Here is a 24,715-nt window from a genome sequence, read left to right on the forward strand (position 1 = left end):
GGTCAGATCCGGTCGAGTACCCCGCGCTCGGTGATGTAACCCGTCACCAGCCGCGCGGGCGTGACGTCGAACGCCGGATTTGCGGCGGGGGAATCGGTGACCTTCACGGTCGCGATTCCCCCCTCGCCCGGCCCCGTGAACATCGTCAGTTCCTCAGGCGCACGCTCCTCGATCGGAATGTCCGCGCCGCTGGCTGTGTTGGGATCGAAGGTCGTGTAAGGCAATGCGACATAGAAGGGCACGTCGTTGTCCTTCGCGGCGAGCGCCTTCAGATAGGTGCCGATCTTGTTGCAGACGTCGCCGTTGGCGGTGACTCGATCGGTGCCCACGACGACGGCATCCACCTGCCCCTTCATCATCAGCAGCCCGCCGGCATTGTCGGCGATCACCGTGTGCGGCACGCCATGGTTGCGCAGCTCGAACGCGGTGAGCAAAGCGCCCTGGTTGCGCGGACGCGTCTCGTCGACCCAGACATGGATCGGGATACCGGCGTCGTGCGCGAGATAGATCGGCGCGGTGGCGGTGCCGTAATCCACCGTCGCCAGCCAGCCGGCGTTGCAATGCGTCAGGATGTTGAGCGGGCGTTCGGGGTTCTTCGCATGCAGCGCCTTGAACAGCTCAAGCCCGTGCTCGCCGATCGCGCGGCACAGCTCTGCATCCTCGTCGCAGATCGCATCGGCCTTGACGAAAGCCGCCTCGGCGCGCTCGGCCTCGGGCAGATCCTGCACGGCGGCGCGGACTGCATCGAGCGCCCAGCGCAGGTTGATCGCGGTCGGCCGCGTCTCGAGGAGCTTGGCATAGGCAGCGTCCAGCGCCGCATCGCTCGGATCGACAGCCAGCGCCATTGCCAGGCCATAAGCCGCCGTCGCCCCGATCATCGGTGCGCCGCGCGTCCACATCTCGCGGATCGCGACCGCGGCCTGATCGACATCGCGCAATTCGACCCACAGCACTTCCCAGGGCAGCTTGCGCTGATCGAGGATGCGGATCCCCGCGCCGTCGTCGGTACGAGTGATCGAGCGGCGATGCACGCCTTCGAGGATCATGCGCGTATCTCCGCCAAGCTGTGAACATCGCCGGCATTGCCGTCGCGGTCGATCAGCAGCGCCCGCAACCCAGCGTCGCGTGCCGCGTCGACCTCGGCCTGGATGTCCGAGACGAACAGGATGTCGCCCGCCGCCAAGCCGATGGCGGATGCGATCTTGGCGTAGGACTCGCACTCGCGTTTGGGGCCGGTGGTGGTGTCGAAATAGCCCGAGAGCATCAGCGTCAGGTCGCCCGCGATCGAATGACCGAAGATTAGCTTCTGCGCGGCGATCGAGCCAGAAGAATAGATATAGACCGGCACGCCGGCGGCGTTCCAGCGGCGCATCGCCTCGGGCGTGTCGGGATAGACATGCCCCTTCAGCTCGCCATCGGCATAGCCCTGCGCCCAGATCAGGCCCTGTAGCGTCTTGAGCGGTGTCGCTTTGCGGTCCTCGTCGATCCACTGGAGCAAAGTCGCCACCGGATTATCGCCGGGGACTTCGGCCAGGATCGGCACGCTTTCTTCAGGATGACTTGCAACGAATTCGGCCAAATGCTTGCGAGCATAGGGAAACAACTCGTCGGCAACGAACGAGATGCTGCTCGTCGTCCCCTCGATATCGAGGAGGATCGCCTTTGGATCTGTCTGCACGTCAGGCCGTGACGGGTTCGTGGCGCGGGAATCGGTCCGCGATCGCGTCGCCGGTAAAATTGGCGATCCAGCCATCGGGATTGGTGAACAAGCGGATCGCAGTGAAGCGCGGGCTGGGCCCCATGTCGAACCAGTGCCGCGTGCCCGCGGGCACCGAGATCAGGTCGCCTTCGGTACAGAGCACGGCATAGATCCTGTCCTCGCCACGCAGCGTGAACAGCCCCTCGCCCTCGACGAAGAAGCGCACTTCGTCCTCCGAATGGCGGTGCTCGGACAGGAACTTGGTCCGGAGCGCACCCTTCTCAGGATGATCGGGGACCATGCGGATCACGTCGACCGAAAGATAGCCATTCTCGGCCTTCAGCCGATCAACCTCCGGCGCGAAGGCCTCCAGCACGGCCTCCTGATCGGCATCGACAGGGATCGCCCGCGACGGCCATTGCTCGAAGCGCACGCCGAGCGGCTTCAGCGCCTCGGCCACCTCCGCCGGATCGCTGGTTTCGGTGAGCTGCGCACCGTCTTCCTCGAAAATTCGCAACTGGGTCATTGCTTCCAAGCCCTTCTGAAGCCGAGCTCGGCCAGCTCGGCGGCGATCAACCATTCGGTCGCTTCGAGCACACGCTCGGCCTCGTCCAGATCCTTGCCCCAGGCATAGAGCCCGTGACTGCGAATGAGATAGGCAGGCGCGGCGCCCGGTTCCAGAAGCCAAGGTGTTACCGCTGTATCAATCACCGCCATGTCCTGGCTGTTGTCCACGATCGGCAGCCGTACCTCGGCCTCATGCGTGGCGTTGCCGGGGAAGGCCTTGAGCATCTCGTGACCACGGAACACCCATTCACTCTGCCCTTCGGCGGCGCGGCTCAGACCCACCGCTTCGGGCGAGTGCCCGTGGAGCACAGCGTTCACATCCGGAAACAGCCGATAGATCGCAAGGTGCAGCTCGGTCTCCGCCGAAGGCTTGCCGGCGGTCAGCGGCCTGCCCCAATCATCGATGCGCATGATGCCGTCGACGGTCAGCCGCCCCTTGTGCCAGCCCGACACGGTCACCGCGAAGCTGCCGTCGTCGAGCCGCGCCGAATAATTGCCGGCGGTGGCGGGCGCCCAGCCACGCGCATCCAGCCGGCGGCCGGTCTCCACCAGCCTGGCGGCGGCATCGTCGAAAGCCATTGTCGTCATGTGCCGCCCTTTAGCGCATCCGGCGGGCGTGCAAGCAGTAGATTTACTTGCGCGCTGGGATCGGCTGCACGATCTCGCGAACCGGTGCGCTCGTCCAGACCGCCGGCTCGAACACCGCGGGCGGATCGCCGCCCATCGTCAGCACGTCGAACGCGTCGCCGCTCAACGCGCTGGTATCGGCCAGAATCATCGGCGAGGGATAGGGAATCGGTTCCAGATCGATATCGACCAACGCGGCTTCGGCCGCTGCGGCTGCGCGGCGGCGGCTCGACTTGTTGTCGGCGATCATCGTCGCGGTCTGGGCCGGGAACGCCGGTACATTCTCGATGCGGTGCGCGACTACCGACACCGCCACGCCGAGATCGGTCATCGAATAGAGCTGCTCGGCGAACGCGCGCGGCATACGGATGCAGCCATGCGAGGCGGGATAGCCCGGCAGATGCCCGGCATGCATCGCGATCCCCGACCAGGTGAGCCGCTGCATGAAAGGCATCGGCGCGTTGCTGTAGAGGTTCGAGCGGTGGAACGGCTTCTTCTGGAGGATGGTGTAGTTGCCGACCGGCGTCGCGCGACCCCGCGCGCCTGTGGAGACGGTGGTCATTCCGATCATCTCGCCGTCGCGGTACACATAGGCGCGCTGATCGGGCAGGCTGACGGTGATCGAGATCTGGCTCGGAACGGTGCTCGCGCGGATCAGCTGGGGCCGGTCGTACCAGACATATTGTCCGGGCCGCAGCCCGTCGCCCGCGATCGCCGGCACGGCGAAGAACATCGTGCAGAGGATCAAGATGGCACCCAGGCCAGCGCGCATCGGCGTGTCTCCAAGGGGCGGGACTCGGATGTCCTCCCCTGGCACAAATGGTTAATCCAGATTCGATCCATTTCCGAATCATGTTGGCGTGCCCCAAGGGCGCTCGATTTGCGGAAGTGTCCCGCAATGCGCCAAGTCCTCGGCGAACCGGGCATCAGACACGGCGAATGGCCCCGGTCCGAGCCTTTGTTAAACCAATATTACGGCCCATCTCTGATATAAGTTCTTCGGGGCAAGAGTTTAGCGGGCGTAAAACATAGTGAACGATATACTCGGGACGGCACAATCGCGCCGTGCGCTTTTGAAATCGGCGCTGGTGATGGCAAGCGGTGCGGCGGTGTCCGCCTGCGTGTCGAAGTCAATGAACCTCGCCGTGGCGGCAGCTCCGCTGGCGCCTCCCGCGCCGGTCCCCGCCGCACCGATCCCCAAGGCTCCCGCAGTTGCTGCCAAGCGGCCGCTCACGCCCGTCGGCGTGCGTCCCGAGCTGTTCAAGCGCGCGACTGCCGCGCTCGACAGGCATTCGATGCGCATCCCCTCGCACGATCGCATCGCCATCGCCGATTTCAGCACCAATTCGGCCCGTCCGCGCTTCCACCTGATCAATATGGGCACCGGCGAGGTCGAGAGCTTCCTGGTCGCGCACGGCATCGGTTCCGACCCCGAGCATACCGGCCTGCTCCATCGTTTCTCGAACGAAGTGAATTCGGAAGCGACCTGCGAAGGCGCGTTCCTCACTGCCGATTATTATGTCGGCAAGCATGGCGACTCCCAGCGCCTGCTCGGCCTCGATCCCACCAACAACAATGCGCTCGATCGCGCGATCGTGGTGCACTCGGCCTGGTATTCGAACCCCGACATGATCGCCAAGCACGGCAAGCTCGGCCGCAGCCAGGGCTGCTTCGCGGTCGGCGAACAGGAACTGGCCAAGGTGTTCGAGCGCCTGGGACCGGGTCGGATGATCTTCTCCGCCCGGGTCTGAGTCGGTAGATCGGCGTCCCTCGGGGTTGGCACAGCGCCTCCCGAACGACTAGGACGCCTGCATGACCGAGACTTTATCGCCCGTGCTGCCCGACCAGGTCGATCGTGCGGCGCGTGCGGTGCTGGAAGAAGCCTGTAACCGAGACCTCACCCTCGCCACCGCCGAAAGCTGCACCGGCGGCCTGCTCGCCTCGCTGCTGACCGATGTCGAGGGCGCCTCGCACGCCTTCGAGCGCGGCTTCGTCGTCTACACCGATGCCGCCAAGTCTGAGCTCCTCGGCATTCCGTTGGGTGACATCGAGCGTTTCGATGCGGTGAGCGCGGAGATCGCCCGCGCGATGGCCGAAGGCGCGCTCAAGGCGAGCGCCGCCGATGTGGCGATCGCGACGACCGGCTTCGCCGGCCCCGGTGCGCCCGGCGACGAGCCCGGCCTCGTCCACTTCGCCTGTGCGCGCAAAGGCCGTGACACGTTAAGCCGCGAGGAGCATTTCGGCGATATAGGCCGCGGTCCGGTACGGATCGAATGCATGCGCGTCGCGCTCGAAATGCTCTCGCAGGTGCTTTGAATGGCTGAGACCCATCCCTTCTTCGCGATCCACCGCCAGGGGATGATCCGCGCGGGCGTGTGCACCCCGGTCGCAACCGTCGGCGATCCTGCGGCAAACGCACGCGCCACGATCGCGCTGGCGCAGGAGGGCGATGCCGAGGGCGCGGACCTGCTCGTTTTCCCGGAGCTCAACGTCACGTCCTACGCGATCGACGATCTGCATCTCCAGGACGCGCTGCTCGACGCGACCGAGGCGGGGATCGCCGCGATCGTCGAGGCAAGTGCGGCGCTAAAGCCGGTGCTGCTGGTCGGCGCCGCGCTGCGGCGGAACGGCCGGGTCTATAATTGTGCGCTTGCGATCGCCCGCGGCCGCATCCTCGGCGTCGTGCCCAAGAGCTACCTCCCCAATTATCGCGAATATTACGAGAAGCGCTGGTTCGCGCTCGGTGCCGGGCTCGCCGGCCTCGAGATCCAGGTCGCCGGCCAGCGCGCGCCGTTCGGCACCGACCTGATCTTCGCGGCCAGCGATCTCGCCGACTTCGTCTTCCATGTCGAGATCTGCGAGGATTACTGGGCGCCGCTGCCCCCCTCCACTTATGGCGCACTCGCCGGCGCGCTGGTGCTGTGCAACCTCTCCGCTTCCAACATCGTCATCGGCAAGGCGCGCGAGCGCGAGTTGCTCTGCGCTTCGCAATCGGCGCGCGCGGTCGCCGCCTATCTCTATTCGGCCTCGGGACCGGGCGAGAGCACCACCGATCTCGCCTGGGATGGTCAGGGGCTGATCTACGAACTGGGCGAGTTGATCGCCCGCTCGGAGCGGTTCGAGCTGACCACCGAGATCGTCTATGCGGATGTGGATCTCGAGCGCCTGCGGCTCGAGCGGATGCGGACGGGCACGTTCAACGATTGCGCCGCCGCCAATGGCGATCCCGAAACCGAGTTCCGCCGCGTCGAATTCGTGCACCAGCCCGATTTCGCCGATCGCGGCCTGATGCGGACGCTACGCCGCTTCCCCTTCGTCCCGAACACGCCGTCCAAGCTGGAAGCGGACTGCTACGAGGCATTCAACATCCAGGTCGAGGGCCTGCGTCAGCGCATCGCCGCCACCAACACGCGCCACCCCGTGATCGGCGTTTCGGGCGGGCTCGATTCCACCCACGCGCTGATCGTCGCGGTCAAGGCCATGGAGCGGCTCGGCCGTCCTGCCTCGGACATTCTCGGCTTCACCATGCCCGGCTTCGCCACCGGCGAGGCGACCAAGGCCAATGCCTGGGCCCTCATGAACGCGCTCGGCGTGACCGGCGAGGAAATCGACATCCAGCCCACCGCGCGCCAGATGCTTGGCGACATCGGCCACCCCTTCGCCAAGGGCGAAGCGGTCTACGACGTCACGTTCGAGAATGTGCAGGCAGGTCTCAGAACCGATTATCTCTTCCGCCTCGCCAATCAGCGCCAGGGCATGGTGATCGGCACCGGCGACCTCTCAGAGCTCGCGCTGGGCTGGTCGACCTATGGCGTCGGCGACCAGATGAGCCACTACGGCGTCAATGCCGGCGTGCCCAAGACGCTGATCCAGTATCTGATCCGCTGGACCGTCCAGACCGGGCAGTTTGCCGGCGACGCCGCGGTCGTGCTGAGCGACATCCTCGATACCGAAATCTCGCCCGAACTCGTCCCCGCCGACGCCGACGGCAAGATGCAGAGCACGCAGGACCGGATCGGCCCCTATGAGCTCCACGATTTCTTCCTCCATTATGTCGTCCGCCATGGCCTCAGGCCGTCCAAGATCGCCTTCCTCGCCTGGCAGGCCTGGAAGGACCGCGATGCCGGGCTATGGCCGATCGGCTTCCCCGAGGCGGGCCGCAATCAATATGACCTCGAAACCATCGCCAAATGGCTCGAGACGTTCCTGTTCCGCTTCTTCCAGACCAGCCAGTTCAAGCGCTCGGCGCTGCCTAACGGCCCCAAGGTCTCGGCCGGCGGCGCGCTGAGCCCGCGCGGCGACTGGCGTGCGCCGTCGGACGGCGTCGCGACGGCGTGGATCGACGAGCTCCGGAAGGCCCTTCCCTAGCGCCCCAGCATGTCCGCGATGCTGCGCAACAGCTGGTGCGATTCGAACGGCTTGCGAAGCACCGAGACCTGCGGCCCCGCGATCGTGTCCAGCGTCTGGGATTCGGCGTAACCGGTGACCACGATCACCGGCAGCTGCGAATCCTCCGCCCGCACCAGCCGTGCGACGTCGGCGCCGCTCATCCCAGGCATCGCGAAATCGACGACCAGCAGATGCGGCCGCTTGGTCTTGACCAGCGCGACACCCGAATTGCCGTCCTGCGCTTCCTCGACCTCGGCGCCCGCAGTCCGCAGCATGTCCGCAAGCGTCGCGCGGACCTGATCGTCATCGTCGACCAGCGCGATGCGCAAACCAGTAAGGTCGGCGCGCGTGTCGCGCGCGGCATCGTCCTGCACTTCGCGCACCGGCTCGGTGGCGGCAAGCGGCAGGAACAGCGTGATCGCGGTCCCCTTCCCTTCCTCGGATTCGATGGTGAGCATTCCGCCCGATTGACGCGCCACGCCGAACGCCATCGACAGGCCGATACCCGTCCCGCGGCCCACGCCCTTGGTGGTGAAGAAGGGCTCGACCGCGCGCTTCTTCACCTCGGGCGGCATGCCCGTGCCGGTATCGGCGAGCGTCAGCGCGACATAGTCGCCCGCCGGAAGGTCATGCGCGACCACGCCGCTGCGGCGCACCGCCGACATGGTGAGCGTGCCGCCTTCGGGCATCGCATCGCGCGCATTGAACGCCAGGTTGAGGATCGCCAGCTCGAGCTGCAGCGGATCGGTCTCGACATTCCAGCTCGGATCGATCGGATCGATCTTGAGCCGGCTGAGCGGCGCGACGGCACGCTCGACCAGACCGCGCATGCCACCGACCAGCTCGACGAGCCGCACCGAGCTGACGTCGAGCCGCTGCTTGCTGGAAAAGGCCAGCAACTGCCCGGTGACGATGCGGCCGCGCTCCACGGCGTCAAGCGCGCTCGCGCTCCAGCGGACGACGCGATCGGCATCGTCCGGCTTGCGCGCAATCAGTTCAAGATTGCCGGCAACAGCCTGGAGCAAGTTGTTGAAATCATGTGCTATTCCGCCAGTGAGCTGACCTACGGCCTCCAGCTTCTGCGACTGAAGCAAAGCGGCCTCGATTTCCTCGCGCTGGGCGATCTGCTCGCGCAATTCCTTCAACGCGGCATCGCGTTCGACGATGATCGCTGCCAGCTCTGCGTTGGCGACGGAGAGCTTGTAGGGAGAGGGCAGCGCGATCGCCTTGGGCAAAAGCGGCCAGAGCAGGATCGCGGTGGCGATCGACGCCACGGCCGTGATCACTTTCACCGCGGCCTCGAGCCCATAGACCGGCTGCCAGAGCGTCCAGATCGCCATCAGGTGCGTGCACCCGCAGGCGAGGATGAAGACCGCGAAACACCAGAAGACCCAACCGAAATCGAGGTCCCGACGGCGCCGAATCAGCGTAATCAATGCGATCGGTATCGAGAAATAGGCAAGCGCGATCACCGCATCGGCCGCCACATGCGTATAGATCAGTCCCGGCTGCCACAGCAGGCAATAGCCGTGCGGCGCATAGCTGCCGTTCGAGAATGCAGCGAACAGCCCTTCCATCAACGATCCCCCAGCGGCCCCAGGCCCACGAAGTTGAATGTGGTTTACTTCAGATCAATCAGGACTGGAACCTAAGGGAAATGCCCGGATAGGCGGTTCAGATCGGCTAAACTGTTCACATTGGGCAAAATCTCGTCCAATATATATGGAAGCGCTTCCACTTCCCGGCCCCAACCCCGTACCGATCCATCGTTCGATCGAGCATAGGCATCGAGCGCAGCGGCAAATGCAGCGGGCCATAGACCAGTTACAGGCATGCTTTCCACGAATACGGCGGGGACGGCAGCGGTCAAGCGCTCGGCGATATCCGGCGGCAGGCTCGGCGTATCGCAGGGTGCCGTCAAGACTGCATCTAAACTGCGGGCGGCAGCGCAGTGCAGCGCGGCGTTGATCCCGGCGAGCGGCCCCAGACCTGGCTTGGCGCGACAGCGCCTTGGCCGATCCGAATCGCCGCGACTAGCCGCCCGCGAGCACCGAGCACCCCGCAGCCCGTGCGCTCGACGGCCAGCGCGATGGGGCCGATACGCCGTTTCGCCTGCCGGACGGCTGCGTTGCCGGTTGTCATCCCGAACTCGATCCGCTGATTGCGCTCGCGCACCATGACCATGCCTCGAAAACCCCCGCGGCCAAGTCCGTCCCGGCGCGCATCCGCGCCTGATTTCGGTTTGAAAACACTCGGTTAACCAAAAGCTGGCATATTGCCGGCATGTTTCCGAAGATGTGGCATCGCGTAATGATGATGCTGCTGGGCCTCGCCGCTCTTGCAGCCGTGCCTGCGCGCGCCCAAAGCGGAACCGACCTTCTCTCGGCGGAAACCGTGACGGTCCTGGGCGATGCACGCATCGTCGGGGCGGACGGTGCGCGTAGCTGGATCGGCGGCGGCGAAGGCAAGTCCCGCTTCGATGCGCACGATCCCGATGGCGACTTCCATGTCCGTCCCTGGCTCGCCGAGGCCGATCTGGTCTGGCAGCCACGCTTCACCTGGTCGCTGAGCGGCACGGTTGTGGTCACTGCGCAGCACGGCCAAGAGCATCCGATCGATGTCAGCCAGGCCGCGCTTGCCTTCAAGCCGATATTACACGGCCCCGCCAAGCTGGCCGTCCGTGCCGGTCTCTATTGGCCCGATATCTCGCTCGAGCATTCGGGCCCTGAATGGCGCGTCACGGACACGATCACGCCGTCGGCGATCAACAGCTGGATCGGCGACGAGATCAAGACCGGTGGCATTGAGGCGACGCTTATTATGCCGCTGGGCACGCACCGCGTTGCCGCGACGCTCGGTGCGTTCGGGCTCAACGACACGGCGGGCACCTTGCTCGCCTTCCGCGGCTGGGCGCTCCATGACCAGAAGGCCACGGCATTCGGCCGCCAGCCATTGCCGCCGTTGAACGCCTTCATGAGCAGCAGGCAGGCGCCGGAGACCCGGCCGGTGGGCGAAATCGACAATCGCGTCGGCTGGTACGGCAAGCTCGGCTGGTCCCCTTCCCGGGCATTCGAACTGCAATTCTTCCACTACGACAATCGCGCCGACCCGCAGGCAGTGACCGACGGGTCGCAATGGGGCTGGCGCACGCATTTCAACAATGTCGGCGCGATCGTCTCGGTCGAGCAGGTGACGCTCAAGGCGCAGGCGATGGGTGGGCGCACCGAAATGGGCTATTCGCGTGCCGGCAGGATCTGGGCCGATACCAGCTTCCGCTCGGCCTTCCTGCTGGCCACGCTCGGATTGAACAAGGGGTCGGTCTCGGCGCGGCTCGACGCGTTCGGCACGCGCGGCCGCGGCAGCATACTCGACAACAGCTATTCCGAGGATGGCTGGGCGATAACCGCCGCAGCGCGGCACGAATTGGGACCGCATCTGAGCCTGCTCGCCGAAGTCCTGCACGTCGACAGCATTAAGCAGGACCGAGTCCGTCTAGGACTGCCCGCGCGCCAGCGGCAGAACCAGATACAGTTAGCACTGCGCGTCCACATCTGAACGCCTTGTTTACATTGGCTTGCTAAGGCTTACCGATGCGATTTCCGATCGTCCTTGCCGCATTGCTTACCATCGGCGCAGTATCACCTCTGCCCGCAGCCACCGGCGTGACTGTCTATGTCCGCGGTCCCGGCAATGCCCCGATCGCCGACGCAGTCGTGACCGTGCACCTGATCGGCCGGCCGACCCCGGCAGCGAGCGCGGCCGGCAGCTACACGGTCAACCAGAAGGATATCCAGTTCCACCCGTTCGTGCTGATGGTGCCGGTGGGATCCGAGGTGTCGTTCCCCAATCTCGATCCGGTGCGCCACCACGTCTATTCCTTCTCACCCGCCAAGAAGTTCGAGCTGAAGCTCTACGCCAAGGAACAGAACCGCGCGGTCACCTTCGACAAGCCGGGCATCGTCGCGCTCGGCTGCAACATCCACGATCAGATGTCGGCCTATATCGACGTGGTCGATACCACCTATGCCGTGAAGACCGATGCAAGCGGCAACGCGGTGTTCAATGGCGTACCCGCGGGACAGATCTCGATCGAGGTGTGGCACCCCTATCTTCGTGCGCCCGGCAGTATGATCAGAAAGCAGGTCACGCTGGCGGCCGCCGGCACAGCCGAAACCATTGCCGTCACGCTGCGTGCGCCGCCGCGCATGACCGGCTCCTCGCATTATTGAGGGGCCGCGCATGAAGCTCCGCCTCCCCCGTTTCCGCCACCTGCGGACCAAGCTGACGGTGCTTTATGCCGGCCTGTTCAGCGCGGCGATGCTGTGCGCCTCGCTCATCCTGTTCGCAATCGTAGAGCGCAACGCGACGCAGCAGGTGCGCGGCGAACTGGTCGCGAGCGGCACCGTGTTTGACAGGCTCTGGGCGCAGCGCACCGCGCAGCTCGGCGGCGCGGCGGCTCTGCTCGCGCGCGACTATGGCTTCCGCGCCGCGGTCGGCACCGGCGACAAGCAGACGATCGAGTCCGCGCTGGTCAATCTGCGTCAGCGGCTGGGCGTGCCGATCGCCTTCGTGGTTGGCGCCAACGACAGCGTGGTCGGCCTCAAGACGTCAAAGGAGATCCAGGAGGCCGCCCGCTTCTGGAGGGCGCTCGATGCCGGGCAGATGACCGGTGTGGTCCGCCTGGGCGGCGCCGCGCGCCACGTCATCGCCGCGCCGATCATGGCACCGGACCTGGTCGGCTGGGTGGTGTTTGGCACCAATCTCGACGCGCGCGAAATGGAGAGCCTGCAGCGGCTGTCGGCCATCCCGATCGAGGCATCGGTCTATCAGCGCAGCGGCGCCGGCGGGAAATGGGTCGACGCCGACGACCAGCAGCCGTCCGAGCCCGCCGTCGCGCAAACGATCGACAGCCGAAAGGGCGCGAAGACACCGTCCGAAGTCGGCACCGGCCAGGGCACCGCGATCGCTTTGGTGAAGCCATTGCCCGTGCTCGAAGGCTCGCCTGAAAGCGTGCTCGTACTGCGCTACCCGCTCGAGGGCGCGCTGGCGAGCTATCGCCAGCTCCAGCTCGCCATCGCGCTCACCGGCCTGCTTGGCCTGCTCGTTACTGTGCTCGCCACCTGGCGAATGGCGCGCTCGATCACCCGGCCAGTCACTCTGCTCGATGCCGCGGCGGAACGCCTCGCCAACGGTGCCGAAGCCTCGGTGCCCGTCGAGGATTCGGACGAGCTCGGTCGCCTTGCCGCCACCTTCAACCGCATGGCCGCCGGCATCGCCGAACGCGAGCGGCGTATTACCCATCTCGCCTTCAACGATGTGCTCACCGGCCTGCCCAACCGCGCGCTGTTCCAGGAGCATCTCGAGCTCGAGCTGCAGGCACGCGGGCGCAACGGCGGCACGATCGCGTTGCTGTGCGTCGACCTCGACGATTTCAAGTCGATCAACGACACGCTGGGCCATCCGATCGGCGACGAACTGCTGCGCCAGATTGCCGAAGCGTTGCGCGCGGCGATGCCCCGATGCTTCATCGCGCGGCTGGGGGGCGACGAGTTCGTCATCGTCGCCGATCCCGACGACGCCGACAGTGTCGAGCGCATCGCCCAGCGCGCGCTGGAAGCGATCGAGCTGCCGGTGGTGATCGACGGCCACAGCCTGGCTCCGGGCGGCAGCATCGGTATCGCGCTGGCGCCCGCCGACGGCGACGACGCGCGCGCGTTGCTCAAGAACGCCGATCTGGCGCTCTATCGTGCCAAGGAGCTGGGTCGCCGCACTTACTGCTTCTTCGAAGAATCACTGAACGACCGCGCCCAGGAGCGCCGTCGCGTCGAAAACGACCTGCGCATGGCGCTCAAGGAAGGCCAGTTCGAGCTCCATTTCCAGCCACTGTTCGATCTCGCCAAGAATCGCATCGGATCATTCGAGGCGCTGCTGCGCTGGAACCATCCGACGCGCGGCCAGGTCTCGCCGCTCGATTTCATCCCGATCGCCGAGGAGACCGGCCTGATCGTCGAGATCGGCGCCTGGGCGATGCGCGAGGCGTGCGCGCACGCCCAGACCTGGCCCGATCATGTCCGCGTCGCGGTCAATGTCTCGTCGGTGCAGTTCCGCCGCCCCGGTCTGGCCGACGTGGTGCTCCAATCGCTGATGATGAGCGGGCTCCGGCCGAACCGGCTGGAGCTGGAGATCACCGAATCGATCTTCCTCGAAGGGTCGGACGCGACGCTCAAGATGCTGCACTCGCTGCGTGCGCTGGGGGTGCGCATCGCGCTCGACGATTTCGGCACCGGCTATTCGTCGCTCAGCTATCTGCAGAGCTTCCCATTCGACAAGATCAAGATCGACCGCTCGTTCATCCAGGACCTGCTGACCCGGCCCGGCGCCGGCGCGATCGTCCGCGCGATCACCGATCTCGCCCGCGCATTGGGAATGGAGACCACGGCGGAAGGCGTCGAGGAAAGCGACCAGCTCACCGAACTGCGCCAGCATGGCTGCTCCTCGGTGCAGGGCTATCTGTTCAGCCGCCCGATCGAGTCGCGCGCGGTCGCCGCATTGCTTGCCGGCGAGGACGGGGTCCTGGAACAGCGCCGCGCCATCGGCTGAGGTGCGACCAGCACGGTAGCGCTAACACAGAATGCTGGTGCCGCGCGGCGCGCTGTTCTATAAGTCGATCCCGACAACGCTGACATACCAGTGGAGAGGGATAATGACCATTCGACGCCGCGCATTCGCAGCTCCGCTCATCGCGCTTGCTGTCTGCCTCGCCACAGCGTCCGCGAGCGCGCAACAGGCGCCGGTTGCACACCCTTGGTCAAACGCCCGCCTCAACCCCGATGCCCGTGCCAAGCTGGTCCTTGCCGAGATGACCGAGGACGAGAAGCTGACCCTGGTGTTCGGCTATTTCGGCACCGATTTCCCCTCGAAGCAATTCAAGGCGCCCGCCGAGGCACGGCCCGGATCAGCGGGCTACATCCCCGGCATCCCCCGCCTCGGCGTGCCGCCGCAATGGCAGACCGATGCCGGTGTCGGCGTGGCTACCCAGGGTGGCGCCGAGAAGAAGCGCGAGCGCACCGCCCTTCCCTCCGGCCTCGCCACCACCGCAACCTGGGATCCTGAACTGGCCTTCAAGGGCGGCGAGATGATCGGCGCCGAGGCGCGTGCCTCAGGCTTCAACGTGATGCTCGCCGGCGGCGTCGACCTGATGCGCGAGCCCCGCAACGGCCGGAACTTCGAATATGGCGGGGAGGATCCGCTGCTCGCCGGCACGATGGTCGGCGCGCAGATCGCCGGCATCCAGTCGAACAACATCATCTCGACCGTGAAGCATTATGCCATCAACGATCAGGAGACCGATCGCGACACCGGCAATTCGATCGTCGATCCGGTTGCCGCTCGCATGTCGGACCTGCTCGCCTTCCAGTTTGCGATCGAGAAGTCGAACCCCGGCTCGGTGATGTGCTCGTACAACCGCATCAACGGCACCCACGCCTGTGAGCATCCCTGGTTGCTCGACCAGGTGTTGCGCAAGGACTGGGGCTGGAAGGGCTATGTGATGTCCGATTGGGGCGCGACCCACTCGACCGCCGCCGCCGCCAATGCCGGGCTCGAGCAGGATTCGGGCTTCCCGTTCGACAAGGAACCCTATTTCGGCGCGCCGCTGAAGGCCGCGATCGCCAAGGGCGAAGTCAGCCGCGCGCGGCTCGACGAAATGGCTTCGCGCATCCTGCGTTCGATGTTCGCGCACGGGCTGTTCGATCATCCCGTCACGCAAGCGCCGATGGACCTCGCCCCGGCGATGCTGGCCAAGCACGCCGACGTGACCCGCAGCGACGCCGAGGACGCGACGGTGCTGCTCAAGAACGACCGTGCGATCCTGCCGCTCTCGCCGGCAGTGAAGTCGATCGTCGTGATCGGCGGCCATGCCGACAAGGGCGTGCTCGCGGGCAGCGGTTCCTCGCTGGTCTATCCAGTCGGCGGCAACGCCGCGCCCGGCATCGGGCCGTCGGGCTGGCCGGGGCCTGTAATGTACTACCCCTCCTCGCCAATGGCGGCGATCCAGCGCCAGGCACCCAACGCCAGGGTGACCTTCATCGACGGCAGCGACCCCGCAGCGGCAGCGGCGGCGGCGAAGAGCGCTGATGTCGCGCTCGTCTTCGCCACGCAATGGGCCGGCGAATCCTTCGATGTCTCGCTGACGCTCAAGGACGGCCAGGATGCGTTGGTATCCGCCGTCGCCGCCGCCAACCCCAGGACCGTGGTGGTGCTGGAGACCGGCGGGCCCGTATTCACCCCATGGGCCGACAAGGTCGCCGGTATCCTGGAAGCTTGGTATCCCGGCACCGCGGGCGGCGATGCAATCGCCAATGTCCTGTTCGGCAAGGTGAACCCTTCGGGTCACCTCCCCGCCACCTTCCCGCGCAGCCTCGATCAGCTTCCCAAGCCCTCCGAGCCCAATTCCGGCGACACAAGCTATCCCGAGGGCGCGACGGTCGGCTACAAATGGTTCGACGCCAAGGGCGACACGCCGCAATTCGCGTTCGGCCACGGCCTTTCCTATACCAGCTTCGCCTATTCGGGCCTCGGCGCCAGCGCCGCGAACGGCAAGGTCACCATCAGCTTCATGGTGCGCAACACCGGCAAGCGGCGCGGCAAGGACGTCGCGCAGGTCTATGTCTCGGGCACCGGCTGGGAAGCCCCCAAGCGGCTCGGCGCCTTCAAGAAGGTCGATCTCGCCCCCGGCGCCTCGACCCGCGTCACGCTCACCGTCGATCCGCGCCTGCTGGCGATGTTCGACGGCCCGGCCAACGCCTGGAAGATCGCCCCCGGCAACTACAAGGTGATGCTCGGCCACAGCTCGCTCGACATCGTCCAGACCGTGTCGGTCAAGCTCGCCGCGCGGACGCTCCCGGTCGGCTGGAAGCCCTAGAGCGCCAGCCGCCGTCCCTCGCGGGCGCTCTGGCGGGCCAGTTCGATGATCCTGAGGCCGATCAGCGCATCGGCGGGGTCGACCGGCGGCGGGGCGCCCTCGGCGATGGCGGCGGCAATGCCGGAATAGAAGCGCCGATAGTCGCCGCGATCGGACGGGATCGTCGCGCGCGTGCCGTCAGGCAGCGTCAGCACGCCATATTGCGCAGGGTCCTCAAGACCGTGCCCCGGATCGGCCACCTTGCCGCCCGCGCGCAGCGCCGTCTCTTGCGGATCCAGCCCGTATTTGACGAAGCTGCCCTGGCGCCCATGGATGCCGAAACGCGGGCGGGGCGCGGCGATGAGGCGCGACGAGGCCAGGATCACGCGGCGGATCCCGTAGTGCAGCGTAAGCGCGAAATAATCGTCCACTTCGCCGCCGACGCGCTGGACCGCCAGATCGGCGCTTAGCGCCTCGGGCGGGCCGAACAGCACCAGCACCTGATCGATCATGTGCGGCCCGAGATCGGGGAGCTGGCCCGATCCCGCCGCGATCGATTCCTTCCAGGGCTGGGCCAGGTCGGGGCGAAAGCGGTCCCAATGCGCCTCGAAGAGCAGGATCTCGCCCAGCCGCCCGCTCTCGATCAGCGCGCGGACGGCCAGAAAATCGCTGTCCCAGCGGCGATTGTGGAACGGGCACAGTACGAGCCCGCGGGCCTTCGCGATGGCGATCAGCTCGGCCGCTTCTTCCGCGCTGGTGGCAAAGGGCTTGTCGATCACGACATGCTTGCCCGCCTCCAACGCTGCCCTGGCGAGCGGGAAATGCGTGTCGTTGGGCGTCGAGATCGCGACCAGGGAGATGTCGGGATCGGCGATCAGCGCCTCTGGCGTCATGACGGCTGCATGTGGATAGGCGGCGTGCACCGCATCGGCCTTGCTCGTAGCGATCGCAACCAGCTCGAGCTCGGGCACCGCCTCGACCAGCGGCGCATGGAATGCGGTGCCGCCAAGGCCAAAACCGATCACTCCGGTGCGGATCATGGGCTGCTCCTCTTTCGCGTGTAACCGGTCCGCTCTATGCGGGCGCATGACCTTTCCCATCGACGCCGTGCGCGCCCAATTCAAGGCGCTTTCCGACGAAGCCCGCGTCTATTTCGACGCGCCGGGCGGCACCCAGATCTGCACCCCTGCGGTCGAGCGGATGGTGGCGCATCTCGCCAGCGGCACGGCCAATTCGGGCGGCGCGTTCCGCACCTCGGTCGAGACCGACGCGCTGAGCGACGCGGCACATGCCGCGATGGCGGAGCTGCTCGGTGGTCAACCGCACGAGATCGCGTTCGGCCAGAACATGACCTCGCTCACCTTCGCCGTCTCGCGCGCGCTGGCGAAGGAATGGCAGGCCGGCGACGAGATCGTGCTGACCCGGCTCGATCACGACGCCAACGTCTCGCCCTGGCTGCGCGCCGCGGCGGACCGGCAGGTGACCGTGCGCTGGCTCGACTTCGATCCCGAGACCGGCGCTTGGAAGCTCGACGAACTGGCCGGCCTGCTCGGCCCGCGCACCCGCCTGGTGGCGCTCGGCATGGCGAGCAACGCGCTCGGCACGATCAATCCGGTGGCCGAGGCGGTCGGCATCGTCCGCGCCCATTCGAGCGCTTTGGTCTATGTCGACGCCGTGCAATCGGTGCCGCACCTCGTCACCGACGTCGCCGCGCTCGGCGCCGATTTCCTCGCCTGCTCGCCCTATAAATTCTTCGGCCCGCACCAGGGCGTGCTCTGGGCGCGCGGCGATCTTGTCGAGCAGGTCGACGCCTATCGCGTCCGCCCGGCATCGAGCGAAGGCGCCCACCGTTTCGAGACGGGCACGCCGTCGTTCGAAAGCCAGGCCGCGGTGCTCGGCACGGTCGAATATCTCGAATGGCTCGGCTCCAGCCTCGACCCCCAGGCAAACAGCCGCCGCGCGAAGTTGGTCGCGGCGATGCAGGGCGCCACTGCCTATGAGCACGACATCGGCTCCCGCCTGCTCGAAGGTCTGGCGACCATTCCTGGCCTCCGCCTCTGGGGCGCCCCGACGATGCAGGGCCGCGTGCCCACCTTCTCTTTCACGCTCGATGGCCATCATCCCGATGCGATCGCCGAGCATCTCGCGGCGCGCGAAATCTATTCCTGGTCGGGCAATTTCTACGCGGTCGAGGTGGTCGCCCGGCTCGGTCTGGCCGAAAGCGGCGGCCTGCTGCGGGTGGGGCTCTGCCACTACAACACGGCGGACGAGGTCGACCGGCTGATCGAAGCGTTGCGCGCGCTTTAGAAGAGAAAAAATCGACGGAAAATCTGCGTATTTCCAGGTGTCGGGTCGCGATCCGGCGATAGCGCCAAGTTGACACGGTTGACACCTGCTATGTCGAAAAACCTTCCTCCCCGAAATTCGGTGCTTTTGGGACTGCGACGATGAGAAAGAGCCGGTCCCCGGATCGGCCCTGAAACCCTACATTGCAAGCGGATGGCTAGCATCAAGCCAGGCTAGGACCGAACGGCCGCCATTGCCTGCTCTTCTCTGCTGGCAGGAAGAAGCTCGATGTCAGTACAACCTAAGTCGTGAACCCATTAAGCGGGAACGACTGGAATTGGTGGTTTCCCATCCGACCGCTTTAGGCTGGAAAACCGCAAAGCGGACCTTTGTACTGCCACAGGTTCGAACGGCAGTTAACAATCCGGTTCCGGACATGATCCTAGCGCCAGCCTTCTGTCGAAAGCAGCTCCTCGCGGCACGGAATGGTGCCAAGCAACAGTCCGCGGGGATTACGCGTACTCCAGTATTTACAGTACCTTATAGGTTCTGACCGGATGGCAACTTCTTGCATCTGCAAGGGGCCAGTAGTGAAGAGGTATGTTGGACGAAGCAAGCTGATCAGGCCGAACGAGCTGGTGGTTTGCGTCGGCTCAGCCATCGCGCTCGGTATTCTCTTCGAGCGGTTAGATGCCTTTGAACGGCTGGCTGGGTTCCTGGCGGAACACGAGGCTTGGCAGCTCGACGAATATTTCTTCATGTTGATCTTCGGCGGCGTGGGGGCCCTGATTCTCGCAATTCGGCGATCGGTGGACTTGGCGCTCGAGATTGGCCAGCGGGAGGCGGCAGAGGCGCGCGCGACCTCGTTGGCGCGGCACGACCCGCTCACCGGCCTGGTCAATCGCCGCATGCTGCATGAGGAGCTTCCTGGGCTACTCGAAGAAGCGCGCAATTCCACCCGTCAGTGCGCGGTGTTCATGATCGATCTCGATCATTTCAAGCCGATCAACGATGTATTTGGGCACGACACGGGCGACGCGGTGCTGGTCGAGGTTGCCTCGCGGCTGCAGCGCGTCGCAAGCGGCCACGGACTGGCGGCACGCGTGGGCGGCGACGAGTTCGTTCTGACAATGCTGCACGATCCCGGCACCGACGCACCGGCACGGACCGCGGCCCAGATTATTCGCGCGTTGAGTTCCCCCTATGAGGTCGGTGGTCGCAAGCTTGAACTGGGCGCGACGGTGGGGATCGACGTGCACCGGTTGACGCAACGCTTGGCGACGACCTGCTGCGGGCGGCGGACGTCGCCATGTATGACGGCAAGCGCGCCGGCAAGGGAACCCACCGCTTCTTCCATGCCGACATGGATGAGCGGCTACGCGCCCGCTCGATGCTTGAGACCGAGTTGCGAGACGCGATCGCGAGAGGCGACGTCACGCCCTATTTTCAGCCCGTAATCTCGCTTGCGGACCAGCGGATCGTCGGGTTCGAGGCGTTGGCGCGGTGGCACCATCCGACCCGGGGCACGATCCCCCCGGACGAGTTTATCCCAATCGCCGAGGACCTGGGCCTGATCGATGCGCTGACGCACCGCATCCTTCGCCAAGGCTGCATCGCCGCGCGCGACTGGCATGGCGACACGTCGTTGTCGATCAACATCTCGCCGGTGCAGCTCAAGGATACTTGGTTGGCTGCGAGGCTGCTTGCCATTTTGCAAGAGACAGGCTTCCCGCCCCAGCGATTGATCGTCGAGGTGACCGAAAACGCAATCATCGAGGATATCGAGCAGGTCGCAGTTGTGTTCGCGTCGTTGCAGAACGTTGGCATCCGCATCGCCCTGGATGACTTCGGCAAGGGCTATTCGAGCCTGTCGCACCTGCGTCAGCTGAAATTTGATCACCTGAAGATCGACAGCTCGTTTGTACGGTCGATGGACACCGCGGAGAGCTGCAAGATCGTGAGCGCGGTAGCGGGGCTCGGCAAGGCGCTCGGCATGCCGGTAACTGCCGAAGGGGTGGAATCGGAAGAGGTGGCTGATGCTCTGCGGGCGCTTGGATGCGAGCAGGCGCAGGGGTTCCTTTTTGGGCGGCCTGCGCCGGCAATTGAGGCGGCGCACATGCTCGACGGTGGCGACACCCGCACCGCAGCTGTCAAGCGGAACGCAAGTTAGTGCACAGACTTCGCCGGCGGTGGATTTGGGAGCTGCTTCCCGCCGTGCTGTTCGTCGCGAGCCCGTCGCTCGCGCAAGAAGGGCCCGAGCAACTCGAGCAGATCGAGCCTGGGGCTGGCGAATGGCAGGCGGAATATTATGGCGCTTTCGGCGGTGGCGGCGAGCAGAGCGTGGAACTGCTGGTAGGTGTGTCCGGCCAGCTGGCGCTTGGTGCCGAGGTTGAGTTCGCGGGACTCCGCGACGGCCTCCGATTCGAATCCATCGGACCGGTCCTGCTCTACCGCGCCATCGATCCCAACGTGCATCCGATTGGCATCGGCGTCGGACTGCACGCGTCGATCGGGCGAGACGGCAGCTTCGAAGGCATAGAGATGCGTGCGATCGTTGAGCGGCGGGCGCGGGACTGGTGGCTTCAGGCGGATTTGATCCTGCGCCGCGCGAACGCTGACGGCTCGCACGGGACGGGGTTGGCCTACGCCGCGTCGGTCCAGCGTTCAGTGGGTAGCGAGACCTGGCTTGGGTTCGAGGCGTCGGGACAGATAGCCCGCCTGGACGGCGCAGCTGCTCTGGCGCCGGCGAGACAACATTATGCCGGACCGAGCCTGACTACAGAGCTACCGATCGACGGGTACGAGGTCGAGCTAGGGCTGGCTTGGTTGCAGCGGCTGCACGGCAATGGCGCCGAATCGGGGCCGCGCATCTTTGCCCAATTCGCGTTCTAAGTTCGGGCCACGTTTTTCGGAGCCACAGCCGCTGGCGCGTTTGCTAGTGCGCCTCGAAAAGCTGCCCCCGCACCAGTTCGAAGATCCACGAATAGTGCCGGTTCTTCGCCTGTCGCGGCCAGCAACACCCAATCAGCTTGACGAGCCACCATCATGTGCAAACGGCGGCTTTGGAGACACGCCGTATCTCGGCGGAACGACCGCGCTTGGGCGAAACCGGACGGTGCACTTTATGAGTCTACGTCCTAGATCCACCGGAGGGGAACCAGCGGCAGGCGGTGGACGGGTAGTCGCCCCAAACGGTTCAGATCGCGTATTTCGCCCGCTGCGGCCGCTCCAGCATCGCGTTCGCTGCATCGTCGCCGATGAAGCGCTCCGCCTTGGGATCCCATTTGAGCCGGCGCCCGGTCTTCATCGCGATGTGATGGAGCAGGCAGGTCGAACAGGCCCGGTGGCCGATCTCGGCCGGCGCGCTCACCGGTACGCCCTTGAGGATCGCATCGAGCCAGTTGCGGTGCTGCTCGGGGGATTTGTAGAGATGCACCTCGTTCGGCCCGATCACGCTGTCGAGGATCTTCTGGTCGCTCGCCAGGAGCGGCACGTCGCTGGCCTTGGACGGATCCGAGGCCGAGACCTGCCCCGTGCGCGTGACGAAGATCCAGCCCTTGTCGCCGATGAACTTCACCCCGTTGGGCAACACGCCCGAAATCGTCATCGTCACGCCATTGGCATAGCGGGCGTGCGTCTCGAACGGCCCGTGCACGTCCCACAGCCCGCTCTTGGGGAATTCGGCGGTGCCCCAGATCTCGACCGGTCCGGAATGCTCCATGTCCATGCCCCAATGGGCGATGTCGACATGGTGCGCGCCCCAGCCGGTGATCATGCCGGCGCCGAACTGCTCAATGCGCAGCCAGCCCGGGCGATCCTCGAAGCTGGCCTGCGGGTGGACGCGGATCTCGGTGTAATAGGCCTCGGGCGTCGTCCCCAGCCAGGCGTCGTAATTGAGGTTCGACGGGATCGGCATCTCTGCCGCCTCGGGCCCCGAGGGATCGCCCGGCAGGCCGATCTCGACATGCTTCAACTTGCCGATCCGTCCGTTGCGCACCAGCTCGCAGGCGCGGTGGAACTGCGGCCAGGGTTCCTGCCCGCGCTGTTGAGATCCGATCTGAAGTATCTTGCCCGAGGCCTTGACCGCATCGGACATCTTGCGTCCTTCGGCAATCGTCAGCGAGGCCGGCTTCTGGCAATAGACATGCTTGCCCGCGCCCACCGCATGCACCGCCAGCGGCGCGTGCTGATGGTCCGGCGTCGAGATCAGGACGGCATCCACGTCCTTGGCCGCCAGCAGCTCGCGATAATCGGTATAGCCACGCGTGCCCGAGTAATTCTTGCCGGTGCTCGCGGCGTAGCGGTCGTCGACCAGCTGCATGCCCGCGCCCAGCCGCTTGGTATCGAGGTCGCACACCGCGACGATCTGCGCGTCGGCGTGCTTGTGGATTTCCTTCATGTCGTGGATGCGGCTGATCCGCCCCAGTCCGATCGCGCCCACGGTCACGCGATTGCTGGGCGCGTTCTGGCCGAACACGCTGGATGGCACGATCGTCGGCGCGGCGATGGCGGCGACAGCTCCGCTCTTGATCAGACCGCGGCGCGAAATCCCCTGGTTCATGGCAAATCCCTCTCTCAGACCGTGACCGGCCGCGTGGCGTTCTTCTGGGCGGTGAGCACGAGCTCGGCGGCGAGCAGCGCCTGGTCCTGGTCCTGCGCGAGGCTGGTCCGCTCGACGATATCGGTGACGAATTGCGGGCCGAAGGGCAGATGCACCTTCGAGCAGTCGACATATTGCATCCCCTTCTTGTCGACGACCAGCAGGTGGTTGCCGCCCGGGCGCCCTGCGATGTCGACGTACTTCCGCAGCTCGATATAGCCCTCGGTGCCGAGCAGGAAGAGCCGCCCGTCGCCCCAGGTCGGCAGGCCGTCCGGGGTGAACCAGTCGACCCGGATATAGCCGGTGCCGCCATTGCCGGTGGCGATCATGTCGCCGAAATCCTCGAACCTGGGCTTGTCGTGCCAGTTGAGGTTGCCGGTCTGCGCGGCGACGACATGCGCCTTGGTGCTCTTGGTGTAATAGAGGAACTGATCGGCCTGGTGGCTGCCGATATCGGTCAGGATGCCGCCATATCTCGCTTTGTCCCAGAACCATTCGGGTCGGCTGGCCGGGCTCACCCGGTGCGGCGCGATGTTGATCGTCTGGACGACCTTGCCGATCCGCCCTTCGTCGACGAGCTGCCCGGCATGGACCGAGGCGCGCGATTCGAGCCGCTCGCTATACATGATCGCGAACTTGCGGCCGGTCTCCTTCACCGCCTTGCGTACCAGAGCGAGCTGGGCGAGCGTGGTGATTGCGGGCTTGTCGCCGAGATAGTCCTTGCCCGCGCGCATCACGCGGATGCCGAGCGGCGCACGCAGATCGGGGATCGGCGCGCCGGCCACCAACTGGATCGACTTGTCGCCGAGGATCTCGGCCTCGCTCCGCGCCAGCTTCACGTCGCTGCCGTAGCGCTTGCGGAAGGTCGCGATCTGGATGGGATCGGTCGCGTAGAAAGCCGCGAGCGTGCCACCGCCGCGGATCACCGCGTCGGTCATGCCATAGATGTGGGCATGGTCGAGCCCGATCACACCGAACTTGATGCGGTGCTTGGCCTCGGGCTCGGGTCCCGCCGGCGCGGCCTGCTCGGAAGGCGCATTTCCCTGGGCAGTTGACTGGGCAAGCACATCAGCAGGCAGTGCGGCAGCAAAGCCCGCCAGCCCGGCCCCGGTCAGTATCGAGCGGCGATCCATACTTACTCCTCAGTTCTTCGGGGTGGCTGCGGTCTTCCAGTTGATCACGTGATAGGTTGCCGGGGTCGTGCCGACATTCTTCAGCGCATGCGGCGAATTGCTGGCGTTGAATATCACCGAACCCGGCCCGAGCCGTTCCCATTTGCCGCCGGACAGGGTCTCGACGGTCCCCTGGTCGATGATCACGAGCTCCTCGTTGGGATGCTGGTGCGGAGGGTGCGAGGCTAGGCCCGGGTTGAGCGTGGTGATGTGCATCTCGAGCTCGTCGAGCGTCGCGGTGGGCTGGCGGATCAGGTTGCGGATCGCGCCGACATCGGTCTTCTGGACCGTCATCTTGTTCCAGTCGAACACCGCCGGGCCGAACTTGTCCTGCGTCTGCGCGACGGCGGCTGCCGCCACGGTGCAGAGCGCCGCACCCAGCGCTATCGTCACGTCGCGGCGTGTGATCCCCATCGCATCTCTCCCGGTTCGCGCGGGTTATGCCGCGTCGTTGGCAGCAAGCTTAGCGCAGT

At 65.7% G+C, this 24,715-nt stretch carries 22 protein-coding genes; 11 read left to right on the forward strand and 11 right to left on the reverse strand.

Annotation, left to right across the window (positions count from 1 at the left end; genetic code table 11):
* Positions 1-2: 2 nt before the first annotated feature.
* From mtnA to IAG41_RS07530, 5 genes are read right to left on the reverse strand one after another with little or no spacing between them, the layout of a single operon-like run.
* Positions 3-1,046: an S-methyl-5-thioribose-1-phosphate isomerase gene (mtnA, locus tag IAG41_RS07510; RefSeq protein WP_187728016.1), complete on the reverse strand. Its 1,044-nt coding sequence runs from the start codon at positions 1,044-1,046 to the stop codon at positions 3-5.
* The gene (gene mtnC, locus IAG41_RS07515; RefSeq protein ID WP_316251108.1) at positions 1,043-1,678 is read right to left on the reverse strand and encodes an acireductone synthase; all 636 of its coding nucleotides are present in this window, start codon (positions 1,676-1,678) and stop codon (positions 1,043-1,045) included. The genes mtnA and mtnC overlap by 4 nt, the downstream gene beginning before the upstream one ends.
* 1 nt (position 1,679) lies before the next feature.
* Positions 1,680-2,225, reverse strand: a complete 546-nt coding sequence (locus IAG41_RS07520; RefSeq protein WP_187728018.1) for a 1,2-dihydroxy-3-keto-5-methylthiopentene dioxygenase — start codon at positions 2,223-2,225, stop codon at positions 1,680-1,682.
* Positions 2,222-2,854: a methylthioribulose 1-phosphate dehydratase gene (locus IAG41_RS07525; protein ID WP_187728019.1), complete on the reverse strand. Its 633-nt coding sequence runs from the start codon at positions 2,852-2,854 to the stop codon at positions 2,222-2,224. Before IAG41_RS07525 ends, IAG41_RS07520 begins: the two co-directional genes overlap by 4 nt.
* A 43-nt stretch (positions 2,855-2,897) precedes the next feature.
* Positions 2,898-3,665, reverse strand: a complete 768-nt coding sequence (locus IAG41_RS07530) for a L,D-transpeptidase family protein (protein ID WP_262408538.1) — start codon at positions 3,663-3,665, stop codon at positions 2,898-2,900.
* Positions 3,666-3,984: 319 nt separating this feature from the next.
* Between IAG41_RS07530 and IAG41_RS07535 the strand changes: the two genes are divergently transcribed.
* The 3 genes from IAG41_RS07535 to IAG41_RS07545 all read left to right on the forward strand — a co-directional run bounded on the left by IAG41_RS07535 (position 3,985) and on the right by IAG41_RS07545 (position 7,261).
* On the forward strand, positions 3,985-4,644 hold the full coding sequence (locus IAG41_RS07535) for a murein L,D-transpeptidase catalytic domain family protein (RefSeq protein WP_187728580.1): 660 nt from the start codon (positions 3,985-3,987) through the stop codon (positions 4,642-4,644).
* Between the two features lie 61 nt (positions 4,645-4,705).
* Positions 4,706-5,209 (forward strand): CinA family protein, encoded by a 504-nt coding sequence (locus IAG41_RS07540; protein WP_187728020.1) that lies wholly within the window; start codon positions 4,706-4,708, stop codon positions 5,207-5,209.
* Positions 5,210-7,261 carry an NAD(+) synthase gene (locus IAG41_RS07545; protein WP_187728021.1) on the forward strand — a complete coding sequence of 684 codons (2,052 nt, stop codon included), beginning with the start codon at positions 5,210-5,212 and terminating at the stop codon, positions 7,259-7,261.
* Here IAG41_RS07545 and IAG41_RS07550 read toward each other — a convergent pair.
* Positions 7,258-8,859: a response regulator gene (locus IAG41_RS07550; protein WP_187728022.1), complete on the reverse strand. Its 1,602-nt coding sequence runs from the start codon at positions 8,857-8,859 to the stop codon at positions 7,258-7,260. The two genes, IAG41_RS07545 and IAG41_RS07550, sit on opposite strands and share 4 nt — an antisense overlap.
* Positions 8,860-8,930: 71 nt before the next feature.
* Positions 8,931-9,698 (reverse strand): molybdenum cofactor guanylyltransferase, encoded by a 768-nt coding sequence (locus tag IAG41_RS23445; protein ID WP_316251109.1) that lies wholly within the window; start codon positions 9,696-9,698, stop codon positions 8,931-8,933.
* On the opposite strand from IAG41_RS23445, the gene IAG41_RS07560 reads away from it, so the two are divergent.
* The 4 genes from IAG41_RS07560 to IAG41_RS07575 all read left to right on the forward strand — a co-directional run bounded on the left by IAG41_RS07560 (position 9,593) and on the right by IAG41_RS07575 (position 16,205).
* Entirely contained in the window at positions 9,593-10,837 is a 1,245-nt protein-coding gene (locus IAG41_RS07560; RefSeq protein WP_187728639.1) for a hypothetical protein, read from the forward strand. The two genes, IAG41_RS23445 and IAG41_RS07560, sit on opposite strands and share 106 nt — an antisense overlap.
* A 35-nt stretch (positions 10,838-10,872) precedes the next feature.
* Positions 10,873-11,511, forward strand: a complete 639-nt coding sequence (locus IAG41_RS07565) for a methylamine utilization protein (protein ID WP_187728023.1) — start codon at positions 10,873-10,875, stop codon at positions 11,509-11,511.
* A gap of 10 nt (positions 11,512-11,521) precedes the next feature.
* Positions 11,522-13,882, forward strand: coding sequence for an EAL domain-containing protein (locus tag IAG41_RS07570; RefSeq protein WP_187728024.1), 2,361 nt, complete (start codon positions 11,522-11,524; stop codon positions 13,880-13,882).
* Between the two features lie 103 nt (positions 13,883-13,985).
* Positions 13,986-16,205 (forward strand): beta-glucosidase family protein, encoded by a 2,220-nt coding sequence (locus IAG41_RS07575; protein ID WP_187728025.1) that lies wholly within the window; start codon positions 13,986-13,988, stop codon positions 16,203-16,205.
* Here IAG41_RS07575 and IAG41_RS07580 read toward each other — a convergent pair.
* Positions 16,202-17,224 carry an oxidoreductase gene (locus IAG41_RS07580; RefSeq protein WP_187728026.1) on the reverse strand — a complete coding sequence of 341 codons (1,023 nt, stop codon included), beginning with the start codon at positions 17,222-17,224 and terminating at the stop codon, positions 16,202-16,204. The genes IAG41_RS07575 and IAG41_RS07580 overlap by 4 nt on opposite strands.
* Before the next feature lie 46 nt (positions 17,225-17,270).
* Here IAG41_RS07580 and IAG41_RS07585 point away from each other — a divergent pair, with 46 nt between their 5' ends.
* The 4 genes from IAG41_RS07585 (at position 17,271) to IAG41_RS07600 (ending at position 21,362) form a co-directional block, all read left to right on the forward strand.
* A complete protein-coding gene (locus tag IAG41_RS07585) occupies positions 17,271-18,491 on the forward strand; it encodes a cysteine desulfurase-like protein (RefSeq protein WP_187728027.1) in 1,221 nt (406 codons plus the stop codon).
* 569 nt (positions 18,492-19,060) lie between these two features.
* Positions 19,061-19,927, forward strand: a complete 867-nt coding sequence (locus IAG41_RS07590; RefSeq protein ID WP_187728028.1) for a diguanylate cyclase domain-containing protein — start codon at positions 19,061-19,063, stop codon at positions 19,925-19,927.
* Positions 19,861-20,640: a putative bifunctional diguanylate cyclase/phosphodiesterase gene (locus IAG41_RS07595; RefSeq protein ID WP_187728029.1), complete on the forward strand. Its 780-nt coding sequence runs from the start codon at positions 19,861-19,863 to the stop codon at positions 20,638-20,640. Before IAG41_RS07590 ends, IAG41_RS07595 begins: the two co-directional genes overlap by 67 nt.
* Positions 20,641-20,684: 44 nt before the next feature.
* Positions 20,685-21,362, forward strand: a complete 678-nt coding sequence (locus IAG41_RS07600; protein WP_187728030.1) for a hypothetical protein — start codon at positions 20,685-20,687, stop codon at positions 21,360-21,362.
* A 304-nt stretch (positions 21,363-21,666) separates the two neighbouring features.
* Here the strand turns inward: IAG41_RS07600 and IAG41_RS07605 are convergent, their stop codons facing one another.
* Genes IAG41_RS07605 through IAG41_RS07615 form a run of 3 tightly spaced genes read right to left on the reverse strand, consistent with a single transcriptional unit; the run spans position 21,667 to position 24,656 of the window.
* Positions 21,667-23,031 carry a Gfo/Idh/MocA family protein gene (locus IAG41_RS07605; protein ID WP_187728031.1) on the reverse strand — a complete coding sequence of 455 codons (1,365 nt, stop codon included), beginning with the start codon at positions 23,029-23,031 and terminating at the stop codon, positions 21,667-21,669.
* A gap of 14 nt (positions 23,032-23,045) precedes the next feature.
* Positions 23,046-24,203 (reverse strand): Gfo/Idh/MocA family protein, encoded by a 1,158-nt coding sequence (locus IAG41_RS07610; protein WP_187728032.1) that lies wholly within the window; start codon positions 24,201-24,203, stop codon positions 23,046-23,048.
* A 9-nt stretch (positions 24,204-24,212) separates the two neighbouring features.
* Positions 24,213-24,656 (reverse strand): cupin domain-containing protein, encoded by a 444-nt coding sequence (locus IAG41_RS07615; RefSeq protein WP_187728033.1) that lies wholly within the window; start codon positions 24,654-24,656, stop codon positions 24,213-24,215.
* Between the last annotated feature and the right edge of the window lie 59 nt (positions 24,657-24,715).

It is taken from the genome of Sphingomonas sp. JC676 (assembly GCF_014489075.1).
Lineage (GTDB): Bacteria > Pseudomonadota > Alphaproteobacteria > Sphingomonadales > Sphingomonadaceae > Sphingomonas.

Excerpts from the sequence above, each read along its gene's own strand:
- mtnA (WP_187728016.1), bottom strand. The coding sequence starts at position 1,046 with ATGATCCTCGAAGGCGTGCATCGCCGCTCGATCACTCGTACCGACGAC.
- IAG41_RS07520 (WP_187728018.1), bottom strand. The coding sequence starts at position 2,225 with ATGACCCAGTTGCGAATTTTCGAGGAAGACGGTGCGCAGCTCACCGAA.
- IAG41_RS07525 (WP_187728019.1), bottom strand. The coding sequence starts at position 2,854 with ATGACGACAATGGCTTTCGACGATGCCGCCGCCAGGCTGGTGGAGACC.
- IAG41_RS07530 (WP_262408538.1), bottom strand. The coding sequence starts at position 3,665 with ATGCGCGCTGGCCTGGGTGCCATCTTGATCCTCTGCACGATGTTCTTC.
- IAG41_RS07535 (WP_187728580.1), top strand. The coding sequence starts at position 3,985 with ATGGCAAGCGGTGCGGCGGTGTCCGCCTGCGTGTCGAAGTCAATGAAC.
- IAG41_RS07540 (WP_187728020.1), top strand. The coding sequence starts at position 4,706 with ATGACCGAGACTTTATCGCCCGTGCTGCCCGACCAGGTCGATCGTGCG.
- IAG41_RS07545 (WP_187728021.1), top strand. The coding sequence starts at position 5,210 with ATGGCTGAGACCCATCCCTTCTTCGCGATCCACCGCCAGGGGATGATC.
- IAG41_RS07550 (WP_187728022.1), bottom strand. The coding sequence starts at position 8,859 with ATGGAAGGGCTGTTCGCTGCATTCTCGAACGGCAGCTATGCGCCGCAC.
- IAG41_RS07560 (WP_187728639.1), top strand. The coding sequence starts at position 9,593 with ATGATGATGCTGCTGGGCCTCGCCGCTCTTGCAGCCGTGCCTGCGCGC.
- IAG41_RS07565 (WP_187728023.1), top strand. The coding sequence starts at position 10,873 with ATGCGATTTCCGATCGTCCTTGCCGCATTGCTTACCATCGGCGCAGTA.
- IAG41_RS07570 (WP_187728024.1), top strand. The coding sequence starts at position 11,522 with ATGAAGCTCCGCCTCCCCCGTTTCCGCCACCTGCGGACCAAGCTGACG.
- IAG41_RS07575 (WP_187728025.1), top strand. The coding sequence starts at position 13,986 with ATGACCATTCGACGCCGCGCATTCGCAGCTCCGCTCATCGCGCTTGCT.
- IAG41_RS07580 (WP_187728026.1), bottom strand. The coding sequence starts at position 17,224 with ATGATCCGCACCGGAGTGATCGGTTTTGGCCTTGGCGGCACCGCATTC.
- IAG41_RS07585 (WP_187728027.1), top strand. The coding sequence starts at position 17,271 with ATGACCTTTCCCATCGACGCCGTGCGCGCCCAATTCAAGGCGCTTTCC.
- IAG41_RS07595 (WP_187728029.1), top strand. The coding sequence starts at position 19,861 with ATGCTTGAGACCGAGTTGCGAGACGCGATCGCGAGAGGCGACGTCACG.
- IAG41_RS07605 (WP_187728031.1), bottom strand. The coding sequence starts at position 23,031 with ATGAACCAGGGGATTTCGCGCCGCGGTCTGATCAAGAGCGGAGCTGTC.
- IAG41_RS07610 (WP_187728032.1), bottom strand. The coding sequence starts at position 24,203 with ATGGATCGCCGCTCGATACTGACCGGGGCCGGGCTGGCGGGCTTTGCT.
- IAG41_RS07615 (WP_187728033.1), bottom strand. The coding sequence starts at position 24,656 with ATGGGGATCACACGCCGCGACGTGACGATAGCGCTGGGTGCGGCGCTC.